This window comes from Spiroplasma endosymbiont of Stenodema calcarata (genome assembly GCF_964031205.1).
Lineage (GTDB): Bacteria > Bacillota_I > Bacilli_A > Mycoplasmatales > Mycoplasmataceae > Spiroplasma.
The window spans coordinates 65,245-86,898 of the sequence record NZ_OZ035018.1; the positions used below are offsets into that span (position 1 = coordinate 65,245).

Annotated in this window: 20 protein-coding genes and 1 riboswitch; all 20 genes read left to right on the forward strand. The window is 28.2% G+C overall.

Annotation, left to right across the window (positions count from 1 at the left end; genetic code table 4):
• Positions 1 to 16 precede the first annotated feature (16 nt).
• The 20 genes from ACQH24_RS00330 (at position 17) to ACQH24_RS00425 (ending at position 21,601) form a co-directional block, all read left to right on the forward strand.
• Positions 17 to 661 carry a nitroreductase family protein gene (locus tag ACQH24_RS00330; RefSeq protein ID WP_425380075.1) on the forward strand — a complete coding sequence of 215 codons (645 nt, stop codon included), beginning with the start codon at positions 17 to 19 and terminating at the stop codon, positions 659 to 661.
• An 84-nt stretch (positions 662 to 745) separates the two neighbouring features.
• Positions 746 to 1,051 (forward strand): 50S ribosomal protein L31, encoded by a 306-nt coding sequence (rpmE, locus tag ACQH24_RS00335; protein WP_425380076.1) that lies wholly within the window; start codon positions 746 to 748, stop codon positions 1,049 to 1,051.
• Positions 1,052 to 1,141: 90 nt separating this feature from the next.
• A riboswitch (cobalamin riboswitch) is annotated at positions 1,142 to 1,309 on the forward strand.
• Between the two features lie 303 nt (positions 1,310 to 1,612).
• A complete protein-coding gene (locus tag ACQH24_RS00340) occupies positions 1,613 to 1,858 on the forward strand; it encodes a hypothetical protein (protein ID WP_425380077.1) in 246 nt (81 codons plus the stop codon).
• A gap of 56 nt (positions 1,859 to 1,914) precedes the next feature.
• Positions 1,915 to 2,421 carry a hypothetical protein gene (locus ACQH24_RS00345; RefSeq protein ID WP_425380078.1) on the forward strand — a complete coding sequence of 169 codons (507 nt, stop codon included), beginning with the start codon at positions 1,915 to 1,917 and terminating at the stop codon, positions 2,419 to 2,421.
• Positions 2,378 to 2,806: a hypothetical protein gene (locus ACQH24_RS00350; protein ID WP_425380079.1), complete on the forward strand. Its 429-nt coding sequence runs from the start codon at positions 2,378 to 2,380 to the stop codon at positions 2,804 to 2,806. The genes ACQH24_RS00345 and ACQH24_RS00350 overlap by 44 nt, the downstream gene beginning before the upstream one ends.
• Before the next feature lie 110 nt (positions 2,807 to 2,916).
• Positions 2,917 to 4,842, forward strand: a complete 1,926-nt coding sequence (locus ACQH24_RS00355) for a hypothetical protein (protein WP_425380080.1) — start codon at positions 2,917 to 2,919, stop codon at positions 4,840 to 4,842.
• A gap of 16 nt (positions 4,843 to 4,858) precedes the next feature.
• Entirely contained in the window at positions 4,859 to 5,824 is a 966-nt protein-coding gene (locus ACQH24_RS00360) for a DHH family phosphoesterase (RefSeq protein WP_425380081.1), read from the forward strand.
• Entirely contained in the window at positions 5,824 to 6,408 is a 585-nt protein-coding gene (locus ACQH24_RS00365; protein ID WP_425380082.1) for a thymidine kinase, read from the forward strand. The genes ACQH24_RS00360 and ACQH24_RS00365 overlap by 1 nt, the downstream gene beginning before the upstream one ends.
• Before the next feature lie 17 nt (positions 6,409 to 6,425).
• A complete protein-coding gene (locus ACQH24_RS00370; protein ID WP_425380083.1) occupies positions 6,426 to 6,734 on the forward strand; it encodes a hypothetical protein in 309 nt (102 codons plus the stop codon).
• A gap of 67 nt (positions 6,735 to 6,801) precedes the next feature.
• Positions 6,802 to 7,878: a peptide chain release factor 1 gene (prfA, locus tag ACQH24_RS00375; protein WP_425380084.1), complete on the forward strand. Its 1,077-nt coding sequence runs from the start codon at positions 6,802 to 6,804 to the stop codon at positions 7,876 to 7,878.
• The gene (gene prmC, locus ACQH24_RS00380) at positions 7,878 to 8,735 is read left to right on the forward strand and encodes a peptide chain release factor N(5)-glutamine methyltransferase (RefSeq protein ID WP_425380085.1); all 858 of its coding nucleotides are present in this window, start codon (positions 7,878 to 7,880) and stop codon (positions 8,733 to 8,735) included. Before prfA ends, prmC begins: the two co-directional genes overlap by 1 nt.
• A 34-nt stretch (positions 8,736 to 8,769) precedes the next feature.
• Positions 8,770 to 10,194, forward strand: coding sequence for a polypeptide chain release factor methylase (locus ACQH24_RS00385; RefSeq protein ID WP_425380086.1), 1,425 nt, complete (start codon positions 8,770 to 8,772; stop codon positions 10,192 to 10,194).
• A gap of 21 nt (positions 10,195 to 10,215) precedes the next feature.
• On the forward strand, positions 10,216 to 10,755 hold the full coding sequence (locus ACQH24_RS00390) for an L-threonylcarbamoyladenylate synthase (protein WP_425380087.1): 540 nt from the start codon (positions 10,216 to 10,218) through the stop codon (positions 10,753 to 10,755).
• Positions 10,756 to 10,765: 10 nt separating this feature from the next.
• The gene (locus ACQH24_RS00395; RefSeq protein ID WP_425380088.1) at positions 10,766 to 11,110 is read left to right on the forward strand and encodes a hypothetical protein; all 345 of its coding nucleotides are present in this window, start codon (positions 10,766 to 10,768) and stop codon (positions 11,108 to 11,110) included.
• 116 nt (positions 11,111 to 11,226) lie between these two features.
• Complete coding sequence (locus ACQH24_RS00400) at positions 11,227 to 12,237, forward strand: hypothetical protein (protein ID WP_425380089.1); 1,011 nt, start codon at positions 11,227 to 11,229, stop codon at positions 12,235 to 12,237.
• Between the two features lie 21 nt (positions 12,238 to 12,258).
• Positions 12,259 to 14,940 (forward strand): hypothetical protein, encoded by a 2,682-nt coding sequence (locus ACQH24_RS00405; protein ID WP_425380090.1) that lies wholly within the window; start codon positions 12,259 to 12,261, stop codon positions 14,938 to 14,940.
• A gap of 616 nt (positions 14,941 to 15,556) precedes the next feature.
• A complete protein-coding gene (locus ACQH24_RS00410; RefSeq protein ID WP_425380091.1) occupies positions 15,557 to 16,954 on the forward strand; it encodes a BMP family ABC transporter substrate-binding protein in 1,398 nt (465 codons plus the stop codon).
• 18 nt (positions 16,955 to 16,972) lie between these two features.
• Positions 16,973 to 18,538, forward strand: coding sequence for an ABC transporter ATP-binding protein (locus tag ACQH24_RS00415; RefSeq protein ID WP_425380092.1), 1,566 nt, complete (start codon positions 16,973 to 16,975; stop codon positions 18,536 to 18,538).
• Positions 18,522 to 20,687: an ABC transporter permease subunit gene (locus ACQH24_RS00420; RefSeq protein ID WP_425380093.1), complete on the forward strand. Its 2,166-nt coding sequence runs from the start codon at positions 18,522 to 18,524 to the stop codon at positions 20,685 to 20,687. The genes ACQH24_RS00415 and ACQH24_RS00420 overlap by 17 nt, the downstream gene beginning before the upstream one ends.
• Complete coding sequence (locus ACQH24_RS00425) at positions 20,687 to 21,601, forward strand: ABC transporter permease (RefSeq protein ID WP_425380094.1); 915 nt, start codon at positions 20,687 to 20,689, stop codon at positions 21,599 to 21,601. Before ACQH24_RS00420 ends, ACQH24_RS00425 begins: the two co-directional genes overlap by 1 nt.
• Positions 21,602 to 21,654 lie beyond the last annotated feature (53 nt).

A 21,654-nucleotide genomic window follows, 5' to 3' on the forward strand; every position in this document is an offset into this window, starting at 1 on the left:
GGAGAACAATTATTAAATGACAGTAAAGAATGCTATTAATTGGCGAAAAACAATTAAAAAATATGATAGTACCAAAACTATCAAAGATAATGATTTATCAACTATTATTGAAGCAGGGCGTTTAGCTCCTTGTTCATTAGGATTAGAAGTTACCAATGTTGTTAATATTATTAATAAAGAATTAAAAACTAAATTTGCTGAAGAGGTAATGTATGGTCTAAATCAGGAAAAAGTTAAAAATGCTAGTTGTGTTATGGTTGTTGTTGGTATTAATCCAGAATATTTAACTTCGACAGAATTTTTAAAAAAACGTTTAGAACGAAATATTGTTGAACCAGATATATTAAAAAATACACTTGAAAAGTATCAAACTTTTTTAGCCCAAAAAGAAAATTTATTTGCATTTGTATCTGAACAAGCACATATTGTAACTAGTTTTATTACGTTACAAGCGGCTGATTTAAAAATTGGGTCGACAATTATGGGCGGTTTTAATGCCGAGAAATGTAATGAATTATTATCAGAACATTGTGATTTTGACGAAGAAAGATTACATTCAATATTAGTGTTAGCATTAGGATATTATGATGAAAAAGATGAACAAACAACTTTACCTCGGATTCGAATTGATTTTAATGAATTTGCAAAGATTATTAAATAATTTTTGTTTTTATTTATAATATGTGTTATCATTATTAACGTGTAAATAATATGCAGGCATATTATTAAAAGAGAGGTGAATTATATGGCAAGAGAAGGAATCCATCCAAAATATTTTGATACTAAGATTATGTGTACAACTTGTGGAACAGAACATATGAGTGGTTCTACTAAAGGGGAAGAATTAAAAGTTGATACTTGTTCTTCATGCCATCCGTTCTATACTGGTAATCAGCAATTTGCTAATGCCGCCGGACGGGTTGAACGCTTTAAATCTAAATTTAATAAAAAAGAAGAATTAGTAAAGCAAATAGAAGAAGCATCAAAAGTACAAAAAGAACTTAACAAAAAAACCGCAAAACCAAAATCTGATAATCAAAAAGCAGAATAATGCGGGAAAAATCTTTATCTTTTATAGATAAAGATTTTTTTTGAAAATAATTTTGGTACAGTTTGTTTTTTCGTTATAATAAAAGTAGACTACTTTAAAAGTTTAGAAGGTATTAAAGGGAATTAAGTGTGAGTCTTAAGCTGTCCTAGCAACTGTAAAACTGACGAATGTTAACAAACCACTGAATAAAATATTTGGGAAGGGTTAATTAGTAGGGTGAAGTTAAGCCAGTATACCGACCTTGTAAATTTAATAAGAGTCCTACTAGGTAAATAGGATTAATTTATTTTTCAAATAAAATAAAAATATAAATACAAAACACAAAAGGAGGATAAAAGAATGTTTAAAAATATATTGACGGTATTAACAAGTTTAACGGTTGGGGCAACAACTACAGCAAATATTGCATTGTAACAAATAGATTTATCGACTACTAAGCAAGTACTACAAAATAGTTCGAATGGGTATAAAATTAATAGTGTTAAAATTACAGTAAAAAATACAACTGGCAAGGTTATTGATACAGTTACTTTTTCTAATTCATTAGTTAGTTTAGGGGACATGTTAGGCACAGATACAGATACTTTTGGTCTTAATGACACAACTTTTGGACGTTTATTAATCAGAGTGGGGGATGTTACAACAGATTTTGCTAAAAATTATTGGGCAATTTATTCAAGTACTCACCCATTTTGTAAATTTAATACTACCCCACTAAATTATTGTTCAGTTGGAATCGATGGCTTGGTTTTTCGGGATGTCTGAGAACAAAACCAATTATTTGATTTTATTTTAACTAATATTTAATTTTATAAATTTAGTAATAATCCTATTTACCCTTTTTAAAGAAAGAGGTTTTTATAATGAAAAAAATATTAGCTAATTTATTAGTTTTATCCGTAGCCATCACACCAACAATAAGTTTAGTCAATTGTAAAATGGTAAGGGAGGAAAACAAAAAAATAATAGAAGACGAATTACCGTCACTGCCAAGTAATTTCACAATTACGCAAGGAGATATTTATCCATCTTTTGGTATTAATAAAGAAGAAGGAAGCCAAAATTATTTTTTTAATCCAATCAGTGACCAGTTACGCACGCTCTTTTTAAATATACCACAACGTAAAATTGCACCATTAGGACTCGAAAAAGATTTAACAACAATTAATGATTTTAGAATGTATTTGGAATATCCATTTGCTGCAACTTTTAAAATTGTTAGTGACCGAGAGTTATCACTTGATAAAGATCAGATGGTTAGTGTTACTTTAAGTGTAAAATGTTTGAAAATAAAGGAAAAATGATCAGTGGGGGGGTGTATGAAAAATGAAATTTATTGACATGAATGTGGAGCAGAAAATAACTTTTAAAATTCCGATTATTCCAAATGAAAATGATGAATTAAATAAATTTATAGTAGAAAAATATAATGAATATATTGCCCAAAATAATATTGAAATTGATAAAAATAAATTAGATTTCAATAATTTAAATAATATTGCAAATGTAAATTATTTAGAAGAAAAGGCAAAGAGTTTTATTACTAAATTTATTAATAATAATCCAGGACTTGATAAAAAAATTAATATTAAAAAGATTACGCCACCAAAGGGTGAGGACATTAAAGCCTTAAATGAGCCTGCTAATAGTTTAGTAAAAATTAATACGATATTCAATTTAACATTAAATATTGAAGGTTTGGGTTATCTACCAAAATTAAATTTAGGGGTAGCAATTAGATACAAAATTATGTAATTTATATGAAACACTATGGAGTTAATAAAATTGCTATTAACTTAAAAATAAGTGTTTTTTATTGTTTTTATTTCGGTATAATAAAAACAATAAGAAGAGTGGTGTTTTTGATGGGACTAAAAATTAGTAATTTAAAATATAAACGGTATAAAAAAAATATTTTTACTGATTTAAATTTTGATGTTAATAGTCAAGAGTTTTTAGGAACTTATTTTGAAAATAAATTTTCACAGTTATATTTTCTGAAACTTCTATTAGGAAAAAAGAAACCACGAACTGGAAAAATTTATTTGAATAATCAAAATATAACGGCGTTACTCCCAAAAGAAAGAAAAATTGGTTATGTTTCACCAGGGACATTACAATTAGGTTTTTTACCAACTAAGTTGCGTTTAGCTTATCATATTTTAAAAACACCAAAATTCTTACATGATAGTTCATTAAAATATTTTAAAAATAAATATCATTATAAAAAATTAGTTTTTATCGGCAATGATTTAAATAAAAAAGATTTAATATTAAAAACAGATAAAATTATTAATGAATATTTTCATAATTCAATTCGAATTAAAGAAGAATGAATTGAAACTTACTTGACACAAATTAGTGAGTTTCATAAGAAAGAAATTAATAAAATTTTAGATGAGGATAATAATTCAATTTTAATTCAAAGTTTGCATACTTATTTTTATAAGAAAGAAGAAATTCGTGTTTATGAAGGTTATCTTGCGTTTTTGCAAGCTTTATGAGATAAAATTTATTATATTTCAGAATTAGATTATTTGTGTGATTGTTGTGAAATTGCCAAAAAAAGAAAAATTAAGAATAAAATTTTTGGTTTTATTGGTGCAAAACTTGTTTGTGAAAAGTATTTAAAGATTTTACAGGCGGAAATCCTTTATGAACGATATCAATTAATTAAAGCACGAAAAGCTTTAAAGAAATATCGGATTAATGTTTTTAATACTGTAATGCGAGATGATGAGCAAAAAAGTATTGTCAAAGGATTTTTTCATAAAAGTAATTCCGAGAATGTTATTACTTGATTAAAAATAACAGAAGATCAATGGTTTAATTATAATCAAAAGCAGGAACAATTAATTGCTAATTTATTACCAGATGAAGCGACAATTATTAAAGGAAAAGTTTTAGAGTATTTTCATAAATATCATTTGGCACTATTAAATAATAGGCTAGTAGAACGTGAAGAAGACAATTCAATTGCTATTGCAGTTGCAAATGATAGAATTGTATCAGTTTATAATCAAGCATTTGAACAAGTAAAAGAATTAATGAGCGATTTAAATATTAAAATGAATTGATTTAAAATTACAAAAAATTTAAGTAGTTTTGATCATACCAAAATTAGATTAATTAATGCAATCTTAACAAATAAAGAATTAATTATTTTGCATAATACATTTGATAATTTAACACATAATGAAGCAATTGAATTAAATGAGATTTTACTTACTTTAAAAAATTATAATCCACAAATAACTTTTTTAGTTTTAACAAGAAATATTGAAAATATTAAAAATTATGTTACGCAGTTATTATTTTTTGATGAAAATAATAATTATAAATTAATGACAAAAAAACATGCTGAATTGTTCCCTGACACAATGAATTTATATGAAATGATGTACAGCAGTTCAGAAAATATTTTTACAATGCAGTATTTTGAAAAAGACAATATGTTAGCAAATGAGGATGTTGCAATTAAGTTATCAAAAGAAATTAAATTAATTGATCAAAAGGAATATTACTTAGCTATTAATCCAAACTTAATTTCCTTTGAAAAAACAAAATATTTTAATAAAGAATTAAATTTGTTTTATAAGGGGCATATTAAAACAATTAGAAAAATTGTAAAGTCAATTGTTTGTTTCTTTGAAACTAATAACAAAGTAGTTTTAAAAGTTTTGGTCCCAGAAAAAGAGCTAAATTTGAAAAAAATGACAACACTATATTTTGACCAACATGCCTTACTAATTTATGATAAAATTAACAATAATTTAGTTGTTAATATTTAAAGTGAGGAAATGTTAAATGCAAGCTACAAAAGAAACAATTTTACAAAAAATTAAAGAGTATAGCACCATTATTTGTTTACGTCATATTTCACCAGATGGTGATGCATATGGTTCAGCATTTGGGTTGGCCCAATTTATTAAGGATAATTTTCCAACTAAAAAAGTATTAGTTGATGGTGAACCAAGTAAATATTTGGCTTTTTTAGCAACCCCTGATCTTGTTAAACAAGAGGATTATCAGGACGCTTTAGTGATTGTGACAGATACGGCTAATATTGAACGTATTGATAGTAAATATTGACAAGAAGCAAAGGAAATTATTAAGATTGATCATCATCCTAATATGACACCGTATGGGGATTTTCAATGAATTGATGAAAAGAAAATTGCGGCTAGTGAAATGATTGCTGATTTAGTTTTAACGTCAAAATTAGAAGTTTCTTCAGTAGCAGCACGATTAATTTTTACAGGAATTGTAACTGATTCTAATCGTTTTATGTATAATAAAACTTGTGGTGAAACTTTGATGTTAGCTGGACAACTAGTCGCAAAAGGATTTGATTTACAAAGTATTTATAAAAATTTATATGAAGAATCATGAAAAAATGTTTGTTTCAAAAGGTATTTATTATCCCAAGTAATGATTTATGATAATCATATTAGCTATGTCAAAATTACAGACGAGATGCTAAAAGAACATCAAATGGATTATCAAACGGTTAAACCATGGGTTAACATTATGAGTAATGTTAAAGAATTTAAAATTTGAATGTTGTTAATTGAAAATAAAGAAGAGGGCTATATTAATATAAGTATTCGTAGTAATAGTTATATTATTAATGGTGTTGCTGAAAAATATAATGGTGGTGGTCATCAGTTAGCAAGTGGGGCTAAAATTTATGAGTGAAAAGATACTGAAAAAATTCTAGGGGATTTAAGTCTTTTAATTAAGAATAATGTTAAGTATGTGGGAGGCCAATAATGTATTTTTTAAATAGTAATGCAAAAATGGGATGAATTGAAGTAATTACTGGTTGCATGTTTGCGGGAAAAACGGAGGAATTTATTCGTCGGTTAGTTCGTTTAAGTTATGCAAAATTTGAAATTCAAGTTTTTAAACCAGCAATTGATAATCGTTATTGTGAGAATAAGGTTGTTAGTCATACTCAAAATGCAGTTGAAGCAATTCCAGTGAAAGATTCTGCTGAGTTATTAGTTAAAGTTAAAAAGACGGCAAATGTAATTGGAATCGATGAAATTCAGTTTTTTGATAATAACATTGTTAAAGTTGCGGATGAATTAGCGGATAAAGGAATTATTGTGATTGTTAATGGTTTAGACAAAGATTTTCGTGGGGAAGCATTTTTAAATGTTGAACAATTAATGGTCCGAGCGGAAGAAGTTAAAAAATTACATGCAATTTGTGTTAAATGTGGCAATTTAGCTAATCGTACACAACGTTTAATTAATGGGAAACCAGCTAATTATAATGATCCAATTGTTTTAATTGGTGAAAAGGATAAATATGAGGCGCGTTGTCGTCATTGTCATGAGGTAGTATATTAACTTGAGGAGGGACAAAAATGTTAACAAAAACAGGATTAAATGCCGAAGCATATTTTATTACAAATACTAAACCAAAAACAGTTATCAAGGTAAAAGGACACTTTGTTGAAAATTTACCAATGAATTCTAAGATTACAATTATTGAAGATTTAATGGCTAAGGAAAATGACAATGTAATTGTAAATGGTTATGTTTTTAAAATTAGTCAAAAGCTTATTAGTAAACATCCTGTTAAGAAAACTTTTGTTAGCTGTGAATATCGATTAGTTTTACTTGATCAGTTAAGAAGATTACCAAAATTCCAGGAAATAATTTTAAATCAGTAAATACATCATTAAGGATGATGATTTAAAATATATTATAATTATTAGAGATTTGAATAGAGGTGGGAAAATGAACCAGAAGACAATAGAGCGGTTAGAAGCAATGTTAAAGCGATGAAATATAATTGCTGAAGAATTAACAAAACCGGAAATAGTTAATGATGTGAAAAATTTAACTAACTTGGCGAAAGAGCAATCACAATTACAAGATACTGTTGCATTGTATTTAAATTATAAAAATGTTTTAAATAATATTAATGAAGCAAAAGCAATTTTGGAAAATGAAAAAGATGAAGAGTTAATTGAATTAGCGAAAGAAGAAATAAAAACTTCAGAAATTAGAAAAGAACAGATTGCAGCGGATTTAAAAGTAATGTTATTGCCGAAAGATCCTAATGATGAAAAAAATGTAATTTTTGAAATTCGTGGTGCTGCTGGTGGTGATGAAGGAAATATTTTTGCTGGTGATTTATATCGAATGTATTTAAAGTATGCGGAACAACAAAAATGAAAAATTGAATTAATTGAGGAAAATGAATCAGAAGCTGGTGGTTTTTCAACAATTTCCTTTATGGTTAAAGGTGATTCTGTTTATTCAAAAATGAAGTTTGAATCAGGGGCACATCGGGTACAACGAATTCCAAAAACAGAGAGTAAAGGTCGGGTTCATACTTCAACAGCGACTGTTGCAGTTTTACCAGAAATTAAAGAAGTTGATTTTGAAATTAAAACAGTTGATTTGAAAATTGATACATATCGTGCTTCAGGAGCGGGGGGTCAACATGTTAATACAACTGATTCAGCAGTCCGTATTACGCATTTACCAACGGGAGTTGTAGTGACGTCACAAGATGGTCGTAGTCAGCATGATAATAAAGCATTAGCAATGCAACATTTACGTAGTAAATTATATGAAGAGCAACAACGCAAAATTAATGAAGAGCGAGGAACATTACGAAAAGATGCTGTTGGGACTGGTGATCGAAGTGAAAAGATTCGAACATATAATTATCCACAAAACCGTGTTACTGACCATCGCATTAATTTAACTCTGCAAAAGTTAGATCAGATTATGGAGGGTAATCTAGATGAAATTATTACAGCTTTAATCAATGAAGAACAGAGATTAAAAATGGAAGGGAACTAATGACAGTTAACGAATTAATTAAAAAATCAGAAGATTATCTCAAAGAATCTAATATTATTAATTATCTTGCAGATGTTAAGATTTTAATCGCTTTCTTTATGAAAATATCTTTAGCAAAATTATATGCTGTTCAAAATGAAAGAATTAAATTTAACCTTGATGAGTACTGACAAAAATTAACGGAATATCAAAATGGTAAACCAATCCAACATATTACTAATCGACAGAGTTTTTATGGTTATGATTTTTATGTTGACAATAATGTTTTGATTCCGCGGTATGAAACAGAAGAATTAGTTGATAATATTATTTTTTTGATTGATAATATACTTACCGCAGAAAATAAACCATTAACTTTAATTGATGTTGGAACTGGTAGCGGGGCAATTGCTATTAGTTTGGGGTTAGAAAATCCGCAGTTAAAAATTTATGCTAGTGATATTTCACAACTCGCATTAAATGTTGCTAAAAGAAATATTAAACAATTAAAATGTCGTAATGTTCAATTGTTAAAAGGTGATATGTTAGAACCCTTTATTAAAAACAAAATTAAAACTGATTTTTTAGTATGTAACCCACCGTACATTCCAAAGAACCAAGAAATTAGTTACCGTGTTAAAAATTATGAACCACATGTTGCTTTATTTGGTGATGATGATGGATTGTATTTTTATCGTCAGATTTTCAAAAATTGACATAAAGTTGTTAATAAAAATGGTTTCTTATGTTTTGAACATGGTTATGATCAAAAAAAAGCTTTAGAAAAATTAGTTAAAGAATACTTCCCAGATCAAAAATATTTTTTTAGAAAAGATATAAATAAAAAATGACGAATGTTATTTGTTAATATTTTGTAGTAAAATAATAAGTACTTTGGTGTGAGGTGAAATTATGGATGATAAAATTAAAAGAATTAAAAGAATTCGTATTATTAGTATTGCATTTTTAGTAGTTTTATTTATTATGATGCCATATTTTGTCTTCATTGTTGTCTCACATAGTGATAATATTTTAAAGAATTTTTTTACTTTTATTGAAACAACACCCAAAAATGTGTTAGAAACATTCACAGCTTCGAACTTGCCAAATCGATTTTTAATTTTTGGCTTACCATATATTGCATTAGCAACTTTAGCAGGGGCCATCATTAGTACTGTTTTTTATATTTATTATCAAAAACGAACAATTAATTTTAATAATCGAATGTTATTAATTGGAACAATTAGTATTACTTCTTTTATCTTTATGACATGTTTATTATTTTCATTTGCCGAATATTATTATGATTTATTTACAGAATGATGCCGTTCTTTAAAAGGAGGATATACTGGCCCGGATTATATTGAGAATATTAAGAATATGATTAAGCCAGGAATACAAAATCGTGATGCAATTATTCAAGCGTTAATTAATTTAGCAACAGGAGTTGGAACTAAAAATCCGTATCCATTCACATGAATTGGTATTAATGCAATTTGATGAATTACTGGCTTACAAATGATTTTTGTTATTCTTATTATGTTAAAAGTTGGTTTTAAATTAGAATGACTATTAAATACGAATGTTAATTTGGACAAAAAAGAAGAGTTAGTTGTTTTAAAAGATACTTTTAATCAAAGTGCTATTAAAAAAGTTATTAGTTTATTTTTAATTCCCAATGAATTTAATATTTCATTATGAGTTATCTTTTTTTCAAGTATTGTTTTTATGCCCCAATTAGTTTATACGATTCTTATAGGTAGTAATTTTACTGAGGCAAATCGATTTATTTTGTATTCATATTTATATCCAGAATTAACAATTAATATTATTATTCCTGGAACAAGTACTGTTTTAGATCAGCCGAATATTGATTACTTTAATATGACTAGTAAAATGCCAGGGTCCGCGTTTTTTATTAATGTTGCTCCAATTATTTTTTCATCTTTAATTATTTCCATGTTGTTTGCGTTTACTTTTGTAATGCTTAAAAGACCAAATTTAACAAAAAAGGGATTTATTAGTTTTTACATTAGTTTTTTGGTTGTAACTGGAGCATCGCTGATAATGTTTTTGATTTCACAATATCAAATGGCACAAGCAGTAGATTATTGAAATAGTCAAAATGACTCTTTTAAAGAGACAGTTATGAAACCAATATTTGGAACAACAAAATTAAATTATTTTTGATTGCAAGGAAGTGAACTAATTGCCAGCGGAATTTTATTATCCTTTTTTATTAGTGTGTTATCAATTATTGCTATTTCACATATTTCAAAAATTAAAAGTAATAATAATCTTAAAAAACAAATTGGAATAATTTCTAAAAACTCATAAAATGAGGAGGTTAATTAAAAAATGAAAATATATACAACAAAAGATTACAAAGCAATTATTGCTGGTTATTTGGCAGAAAATGTTATTATAATTCCAACTGACACAATTTATGGAATGACATGTATTATTAGTTCACAAAAAGCAAAGGATAGAATTTTTAAAGTTAAAGGCCGATCAGAAAGAATGTATTTGTCAGTAATTGTAAATTCTGTCCGAATGGCAAAAAAATTCATTGAATTAACACGGGAAGATCTACAACTTTTTAAGAAAAATGAAACTATTACTATAATAGGAAAAATAAAGAAAGATATTAATAGTCAGTATAATATTACTAATGATAACACAATTGGGCTTCGAATTACCAAATCAAAATGATTACGAAAAATTATTAAAAAAGTAGGGCCAATTTATGGGACAAGTGTTAATATTAGTGGCCAAAATTATGCCAGAGAATTTGATGAGTTAAAAAAATTTGATGTTGATATTATTGTTAATAATGGATATTTAGATAATCTTCCATCAAAAATTTATAATTCTTTAACAAAAGAATTTATTAGATAAGAGGTAAATAATGATAAAAGAATCAAAACAAAAAAAGTGATTATGATATAAGATTGTTAATATTGTTATTTTAATTATTTTAATTATTTTAACTGTTGTTTTTACTGTTTTATTTGTAATTAATCAAAAAATATACACCTTGGCATTTTTATTTACTGTTTTATTATTAGGAATTTGAGTAACTGGTTATTTTATGGGGCATTTCTTATTTATGAATAGGGACAATATTAAAGATGGGACAAGGAAAGTATTTGATGATTATCGAAAAAAAGATGATGATAAAAATAAGGAATCAAAAGAAGATAAAATTAAACGATTGGAAAAGGAATTAGCTGATCTAAAAGAAAAAGATTAATTTATAAAAGGATAATATCATACCAAATTGCAGTATAAAATGCAATTTTTTTTATAATTTTTTTTAATAAGTATGATATAATTTAACTATGGAGAAATGATGCAGGAGGGCTAAACATGTACATCAATCCATTCGAACGAATGAAAAATTTAAAATTAAATACAGATGAGACAAACTCGAATAATTTAAAAAATAGTAATAATAAAACAAATTCAACAAAAGTTATTAATAATAACGAAACTTCAGCATTGGGTTCACTGGAAAATAATGATTATGAAATCAAAAAAACAGTAAATAAAGAAATGCTGAGCAAGATTGATGGCATGGTATTATCAAATTATGAAATTGCTCGTGATTTAATAAAAACATTTAAAGAAAAGGGCAATGAGATGCAATTTTTCTTGACAATAGTTGATAATCAACATCAAGATTCAATGTCTGAAATTGTTAGTTCATTTTTTTCAATGTCACTTGTTAATCTTGATTTGTTGCGAATTGAATTATATGCTTCACCATTTTTATTCTTACTGAAGAAAATTATTAAAGGGTTACCTAAAGTTAGTTTGGAAGATAAAAAAGTTTTATGAGATCGTGCTAAATTATTTGCAAGAACTTTAAAAAACAATGATTTGTCAGAACAACCTAATGATTCAAATTCTATTGTAATTATTAATGAATTAGAATTTGACGATCCATTAGAGTATATTAAAAAAGAATTTGAAGAAATTTTACGAGCATATGATATTAAAGATAATATTGTAATAATCTTCAATAATATTGACTTAGTTGGATATGCGAAGTTTAAAACGGTCTTTAGTTTGGTACAAGCTATTTTTAAAGGAATTGTACAATTTAAGTTTATTGTTGGATTAAACCCCGTTTTAATTGAAACTTATGTTAAACAAATTTATGGCAACATTTTAACAGAACAATTAATAAAACATGAAATTAGTGTTTTTAACAAATGTTATATTATCAACGATGATAAAGATACTAACGCTGTTGAAAAAACAACGGCAAACATAGATGAGGGATCTTATCAAGCAGCACAAAATTCTGCCCCCGTTGAAGAAGATGATGAAGAAACAATTGGCTTTGATTATTGAGCTATGCGTGGCGGAAAGTAAATAGAGGAGGATAAATTTAATATGTTTACATTTTTAGTAGCTTTAGGATGAGTCCTAATCATAATTGGCGCACTAGTTCAAATTTTTGCCACAATATTAAATCTCTTGGTAATTCAACAAGTTGCGCTTCCAACAATTTTAAACTCAATAAATGATATTTTTCAAACATCAATTTTTAAACAAGAACAAATTTTAAACCGTCTAACTGGCGATGGGTGAGGATATACTATTATCGCATTATCAATCTTTGTTGCTTTAGTAGCAATTATATTAGTATCATTTCAAATCAATCGACTTAAAAAGGGACAACGAATTCCAAAACCATATATTAAAATGATTTTTGTTACATTAATCATTGCTTCATTAGTATATGGGAAAGTAGCTATTTTAATTTTTGCCGCATTTATTTTTATTGGTTTATTATTTATTGAGGCATCATTATTTGATGTTGAAGCGTTACAAAATTTTGCTGAAGAACGAAATATGATTGTTATTTACCATCAAGAAAAACAACTTGAGAGAGAGGTAAGTAAAGAGGGAAAGTATCATGGAAGCGCAACTATGGCAGTTGACGGGACTACCGCAGGGATCGAAGATACCGAAAAAAATTTCAAAGACAATGATTACGTAAGCGTGGTTGGTAATAAAACAACTACGCAAGAATCAAATTCAATCTTTTCATCAAATGAATTAAAAAATTTATTTAATGCCGATAAAAATGATGTTAATGAAAATGAATTAGCAAATTTAATTAATGACATGTCAAACACAATAGATAGCTCTTCTAATTTAGAGGTAAAAGAAGCTAATGATTTGACAAAACCACCATTGCCAACAAATACTGCTAACGATTCAAAAACAAAAGTAATAAATGTTGAAGAATCATCTGTTTTAGCAGGGATAAATGGTACCAGTGAAGCAAATAAGTTAGAGAATGATGATCTTAGTTCTTCATTTAAAGAAACTGAGTATAATTCTTATTATGCAGCTAATGCAAACGCTGACTTTTTTATGGATCAAACCGTAGTGCTTAAAAAACCTAATGATTTAAATGAAGAATTAAATTCTTCCTCGATAATTGATACAAGTGTGCTAAAAGAAAAAGAAAAAAAACTTTATATTAAATGAAATGAAATGCATCAACAAGCTCTTAACATTAAAACATTAATTGAAGAAGAAGTTACGCAAAGTAATCTGCCGACAAAATCAATTAAAAAGAAAACTAAAATTTATAATTTAATTGTGAAAGAGGCAAATAATTTAGCAGAAAAGTTAAAATTAGGACCTGATCAGCAATTAAAAATTATGTATGTTACTGAAATATTTGGTAATAATTCGCAAGCAACAATTAATATTATTAATGATGCTTCTATTTCAACAGAACACGATGAAACTGAACCAATTATTCTTGGGACAACAATTACAGAACCAATTTCACAAAATAGTGATCCTTATAATGTTATTTTTAATCCAGTGGATTATAATATTGCTAAATTAGGAGGAGAACTATTACCAGAAATTCAGTCATCAGATAATCAACGAGAAGAAACTTTGCCTGATGTTAACGAAGATCATAGTTATGCATTCGCTGAATTAGAGCGATTAGACGATGTTACTCTTAATGCTAATGATGATTTAAATTTAGCGGATGATAAGATTGATAATATCGATACAATGATAATTGAAAATAATGAATCGCCTGAACCAATTTCAGAAACTAGAGAATTAACTAACGATAATGAAATCTTATCAGATGAATCAGAGTTTTCGATTGGGATAGACAAAACGTTATTAGTTGATGAAGCAATCACAAGCTCTAATGCAAATATTGAAAACAGCAAACGCGAAGATTTCTCAACATCAACGCCGTTAAGAAATAAATCAGAATTAAATATTACGGCATTGACAGATAATAAGCAAGATAATACAGGCGGTCAGATTTTAGATGATGTTGTTGTAAGCGCACCAATTAAATCGTCGCCATCAGAAATTAAACCTATTCTAGATGATGGAATATCATATAGTTTAGATGAATTAGATAACAAAATAATGCAGGGTGATTTTTCGAATCTTGATGATGAAGAAATTCGTTATGATGATGAACAAGAAGTAGCACCTGTTGTAGCACCACCGGTAGCAGCAAAATTAGAATCAAAACAGTCATTAACTTCAAGTCAGCCTAAAGTTGATAGTAATCTTGAATGTCGTTTTGTGAAGTTAGAAGAATTAATTAAAAACTCAATTGATTTGCAATCAGCACATACTAAGACATTGGGCGAAGTACAAAAGCATCTGAATACTTTAACTTTGAAAGTAGAAACGCTAGAAACAAAATCAACAGATTTTGCAAAAAAAAATGCAGATGTTAAAGTAAAAAAAGAAGTTAATTATCATGGCGTAGTGCCAATTGATCAGCTTTATCCACAGATTGATAATCTGAATTTATCATCAACACGTTATAATTTATATAATCAAAAAGGATATTCAAATACATATGGTGCTGCTAGTGCCAATGATGTTCCATATGGTTTAGGAAATTATTATCGGGCAAAAAATCCTGTGGCAGAGCAAGACAAAATGATAATAAATAATAATCATCAAGTTGATTACAATCATCTTAATTTACATAATATTTCAAAATATACAAAACAAGATATTCCTTTTGAAACAAATTGTCCATTTTGTAAAAAGAATAGTAAATAAAAACCTTAGTTAAGAACTAAGGTTTTTATTATGGTAATTTAAAGTACAATATTTTTGGAATAATATTATACCACAGGGAATGGCAACTTACCATTTTTTATGATATAATACTAATAGTAGATAATTAAGATGTCTACATTAAAGGAGGTGTTTTGTATGTACTTTCCTTCATTAATGGCTTTACCAGTTAAATTACAAAATCATGTTGTTAGCATTCGCCTTGATATGAATACTAACTAGACTAACTTAATAAAAGAGAACTCAGTCGCTTTGGAAACCGGACTGAGAAAAGCAGTTTATTTAACTGGTAAAGTCATTTTTTAGCCACAAAGTAACTACATTTAAGTTATAATAATATAAGATTTTTTAATTTAGAGTTATTTTTAGCTAAAATAGTAATAATAAATTTATTGGAAAATTAAATTCAAATTAATTTGAATTTAATTTTTTTTATTTAGAAAGTAAAATTATTTTCTTTTCTTTCTTTAAGAATTGTGTTAAAAATAAATTAGCAATGATATATTGCATTGTTGGGGCTTTAAAATGATAATATAATGCATAAGAGAATATTGAATTGTTAAAACATAATTAAAAATATAATAGGAGGTAAAATACCATGAAAAAATTGCTTAGTTTTTTAACTGCAGCAACTTTAATAACTACTTCTAGTATTTCTCTTGTAGCATGTGCCAAAAAATATACTTTTGATAGTGATATTTGGGTCATTACCGATGCAGGTACAATTACCGATGCATCATTTAATGAATCAGCATGAGATGGAGCAAGCAAATATGTTATTTCACAAAAAGAAGCAAAAACTCCACCAGAAGACTGGAAAAAAAGTAACTGACGGGCTAGTTATTTTGAACCAGCAAGTCAGACTCCTTCGGATTTTAAATCGGCATATGTCACCGCAAATATTGCTGGAGCAAAAACTTTAATTTTGCCAGGATTTGTTCATGGCAATACTATTGGTTGAGCAGCAGCAGTGACAAAAAATATTATTTATATTGATGGAAGTAGTAAAAATATTCATTTGGAAATGGATGCAACAAAACCATTAGCGACGAATATAATTGGAATAACATATGAAGCTGAATCTTCTGGTTTTTTTGCTGGAATTGCAACTGCGTTATGATTGAATGCTAATCAAGATCGGTATCCGAGTGGTTTAAAAATTGCATCTTATGGTGGAATGGATAATCCCGGGGCTGTTTCGAACTATATGTGAGGTTTTGTTGTGGCAGCTGATATTTTTAATACAATTATTAATAATAATACTTTTCCCAAATTATTTGAGATTAAAAGTGATATTTTAAAACAAGTTCAAAAAATGAATTCAGAAGTCACTACATTACAACCAATTGGAAAAGTTCAAAATGTTGTTAAGGCAAATGAATCATGGTTTTCACAATCATTTGAGGCGGGCCATGGAAAAGATATTTCAGACGAATTGTTGTCCCGTGGGGCAAGTATTATTTTTCCAGTGGCTGGACCACAAACACAAGATACCATTGATCGGATTAAATATAATAAATCAACGACAAAAGTCATTGGAGTTGATACTGAACAATCAAAAATTTATGGTGATATTATTGTAACAAGTGCTCTAAAAGAAATTTCAACTTCAACTTCCGAGGCACTAAAGAATATTTATTTATCAACATGTGGGTATCAAGCGGATACTAAAACATGGGATAACAGTAAAGCAACTAAGGAATGTTGAATTAATACTGATCAATCATCAATTCAGCATCATACTTGAACTGGTATTGAAGCAACAAAAGCAGTTAATAAAGATGCCGTTAATTTTATTCATAATGAAACAAATGAAGAAGCAAAAGATACAGTTTTTGACAAAATTGTTAAAGTGTTACAAGATGTTTATTCACGGGGAATTGGAGACCAACCACCGGTTGCTGCTAAGGTATTTTCAAGTACATTAGCAAATACTTACCAAAGTAGCAATAAATTAAAAGATTACATTTTAAATGCAATTGAAGCAGCGTTGTAGGAAAGAAAGGGAAAAATAATGACAAATAATAGTGAATATGCAATTGAAATGAATCATATTACAAAAGTTTTTGGGGATTTAATTGCAAATGATGATATTACTTTAAAAGTTAAAAAGGGGGAAATTCATGCCCTTATTGGGGAAAATGGTGCTGGGAAATCAACATTAATGAGTATTTTATTTGGATTATATGAACCAACAAAAGGTGAAATACTTGTTAATGGAAAACCAGAGTATATTAGTGATCCAATTAAAGCAAATAAATTGGGAATTGGAATGGTTCACCAACATTTTAAATTAATTGATATTTTTACTGTCTTAGATAATATTACGTTAGGGCATGAAAAAGTATTTGGCAAAGTATTTCTTGAGCGGCAAAAAGAGGCTCGTGACATTGCACAGATTGCAATTAAATATAATTTACAAGTTGATTTTCGCTCAAATATTGCAAACATTTCTGTTGGAATGCAGCAGCGGGTAGAGATCTTAAAAATTTTATACCGTGGGGCAGATATTTTAGTTTTTGATGAACCAACAGCAGTCTTAACTCCACAAGAGATTGAAGGATTATTAAAAATTATGTTGGACTTGAAAAATGATGGAAAAACAATTATTTTTATTTCCCATAAATTAGATGAAGTTAAAAAAATTGCTGATCGGGCAACTGTTATTCGCCGAGGGAAAGTTATTGAAACATTTTCTGTTAAAGATAAAAATGAAAAAGAAATTGCAGAAGCAATGGTCGGCCGAAATTTGGTACCTATTAAAAATGCGGGAAAAGCTCCTGGGTATGAAACATTATTAAAGATTGAAAACTTATCAGTAAAGAAAAAAGGTTTAACACGTTTAATGGCGTTAGATGATTTTAATTTAACTGTTCAGGCCGGTGAAATTGTGGCAATTGCTGGTGTCGAAGGAAATGGTCAAGCAGAGTTGGTTAATGCTTTAGCAGGATTAGAAAAAGTAACATTGGGGAAAATACTTTTTAATGATATTAATGTCACAAAAAAAAGTATTTATGAACGTTATCAGAATGGGATGTCACATATCCCGGAGGATCGCCATAAGTATGGTTTAATTTTAGATTTTAATGTAATTGATAATGTTGTACTGCAAAATATTAATCAAAAACCATTTTCAAATTATGGTTTATTAGATAAAGCCGCAATTCAATTATATGCGCAACAAATTGTAACAAAATATGATGTTCGTGGAGCAAATTCTGGATTTGCAATGATGAGAGGATTATCTGGGGGTAATCAGCAGAAATTAATTATTGGACGGGAATTATCACGACACCACAATATTTTAGTTGTTGTTCAGCCAACCCGTGGTTTAGATGTTGGAGCGATTGAATATATTCATAATAAGGTTTTAGAAGAAAAAGAACAAGGAAAAGCTGTCCTTTTAGTTTCTTATGATTTAGAAGAAATTATAAGTTTAGCTGATCGAATTGTTGTTTTACATAATGGTCGGATAACTGGCGAAGTTCTTGGCAATAAAGTTAAACGTGAAGAAATTGGATTAATGATGGCAGGTACATATCAACAGAAAGGAGCACAAACTAATGCAAAAACAAATTAAAAGTTATGGTTGACTGTTAAGACAAAAAACTAAAATTTTCTTTTGTTCAAATGAATTTAAAACAAAAATGAATTATTTTAAAGCCTCTGTTTGTGCAATTATTGCTGGTGCCATTCTTAGTTTTATTATTATTGGTGCAAATGCTTCAAATCCGTTGTTATTTTTTAATTATGTTTTTCGTTTAGCTTTTCATCCATTATTAAAGGATCAAACGTTAACATATTGAGCAATTTATATTGTTGCAGGATTGGCTGTTGCAGTTGGTTTTAAAGCAGGATTATTCAATATCGGAGTTCCTGGACAAATGTTATTAGCAGGAAGTATGACGATTGTTTTAGGTTTAAAAAATCCAAACATTAGTCAGGGGGCTGGTGTTGTTGGTGCTTTATTTATCTCAATTCTAGCAGGAGCAGCTTTAGCAGCAATTGTTGGAGCATTAAAAGCATATTTTAATATTCATGAAGTAGTTTCAACAATTATGTTAAATTGAATTGTTTGATATGTTATGAAATGAATGTTTATGAATCCAGCACATGGAATGTGAAATTCAAATCATAATTCAACAATTGATATTGTGACAACTGCTCCTAATTTTAATTTAATGTTAAATGGGCAAACATGAATTATACCGTTTATTATTGCGATACTATTGTTAATAACAGTAATTTTTATTATGAATTATACTGTATTAGGCTTTCGTATTAAAGCAGTTGGAAAATCAAGAAATGCATCATTATATGCTGGAACAAATGTTCGTGCTTATATGATTGTTTCAATGGCTTTGTCAGGGGGATTAGCGGGTATTTTAGGAATGTTATATTATATGACCCAATCAACTGTCCTACAATTTACAACTGATGCTTTACCGGTGGTTGGATTTGATGCAATTGCCTTGGCGTTAGTTGCTTTTACAAATGGAGTTGCAATTTTACCAATTGCGTTATTATGAGGAATTATTAAAACAGCAGCTTTACAAGCCACACAATTACCAGATTTTCAGATGTCTAAACAAATGGGGCAATTAATCTTTGGTATTATTATTTATATGACAGCCATTTCGGCATTATTTATTTATTTTAAGCCAATCTTTTGAATTCGACGTTGATGAAATATTCGTCATCATTCAGAATGAAAAGCGGAATATGATAAATATCAACAGCAAATTAAAAAATATCAACAGCAAATTAGAGCAGTTAATAAAAACTATCGTGTTAAAATTCAGGAGTTAAAACGTCAAGGAAATAAGGACGAAATTAAAATTTATCGAGATGACATTAATGGTCAACTAACATTATATGCTGGAAAGATTACTACTCTAAGAACAGAGATGCGGTTTTTTAAAAATTCAAAATATAAGGAAGCAGCAAAAATTGGTAAACGAGGAATTAAAACAAAATATGACTTAGCAGCTTTTATTTCCCTTGGTTCGGCAATGGATCATTTTGTCCAAGTTAAAAATGAATATTTATTAAAAAAACAAGAAGTTAGTTTTTTAAAACGAAATTATCTTCAAGCAGTCAAGAAATGTAAAGGACAAACAAAACAAAATCTTGCCCAACTTTACAGTCTTCCGAAAAAAGAATTATATGCTAAATTAATTCAGTTACAAACACAATATGGTGATTTAGTCTTAAATCAAGAAGAAGCTATTAAAAAATGCCGGGAAAGTTATTATCCTATTTTTGATGAAATTCAACAAAAATTTTTAGGGGATTTTAAAACATTGCAACGAGAAGAAAAGGTTGTTATTAAACAATTAAATCAAGCAATTAGAAAATTAAAACAACAGCAACGACAAGAAATGCGTGATTTTAAAGTGGTAAATCATGAAGCACGAAAAGAAATAAAACGGGAATTAAAAGCAATGGATTATAAATTAAAAAATGATCCTGTTGTTCAAACTGAAGTAATGACATTACGACAAAATTTAAAAAAACAATTGATTACAATGCAACAACAATTTGATGTGGAAAATAAAATTACCAAAGAAAAGCATCAGAAAAATATGCCACAATGAAAAAATGAATTGTCGCAAAAATTAGAAACAATTATTAAAAGCGTTGCCGAGGATAAGAAAATTTTAAAAACAGTATATCTTCAACAAAAAATAGCCTATAATAATTTACCAAAAGAAGGAGGAAAAAACTAATGGAAGCAGTTTCACAATTATTTGCGAATGGTTCAATTCTTTTTGCTGTATTATTAATTGCAGCAATGGCAGGATTATATTCAGAGCGAGCAGGAGTTGTTAATATTGCGATTGATGGAATGATGATTATTGGGGCATTAGTTTATGCCTTGTTAGGAAAAGTTCTTTCACAATATGGAAATGGTATGCAAATTATTGCGTTACTTATTGCAGCAAGTGTTGGCGGAATGTTTGCTTTATTACATGGTTTTGCTTCAATTACTTTAAAAGCACAACAAGTAATTTCAGGGACAGCCTTAAATTTATTAGCAACAGGTTTGGGATTATTCTTTGTTAGTATTCCAGCCTTAGCTGCGGGGAATATGATTCAAACTGGTTTTAGCACAATTGGTCTTGATCAAGCACAAATTATTAATATTTTCTTAATTATTGCAATTATTTTAGCGGTCTTTACTTTTATTTTCTTTAAATTTACTAAAACAGGGCTTCGTTATGCGGGATGTGGTGAAAATCCAAATGCAATTGATGCGGCTGGAATTAATGTAATTAAAACAAGATATAAAGCAGTTGTCATTTCAGGATGCTTAGCTGGTTTAGCTGGAGCAATGTTTACACATTATGTTTCAGGTCAATTTCGTGGTGATGTGCAAGGACAAGGATATATTGCCTTAGCAATTATGATTTTTGGACAATGAAGAATTCAATATATTTTATTAGGAGCTGTTTTATTTAGTTTCTTAATTGCCTTAGCAGGAACATTATGACGATTTACGGAATGAAATATTGCGGATCCTTCAAATCAATTATTAAAAATTTTACCATTTGTTTTAGCATTAGTGACAATGGTAGCATTTTCAAAATACTCCAAAATTCCGAAAGCATCCGGAATACCCTTTGATAAGTCCCTTCGTTAAAACAACCATTGGTTGTTTTTTATTATTTTCAAAAATATCCTTTAATTTTGTCG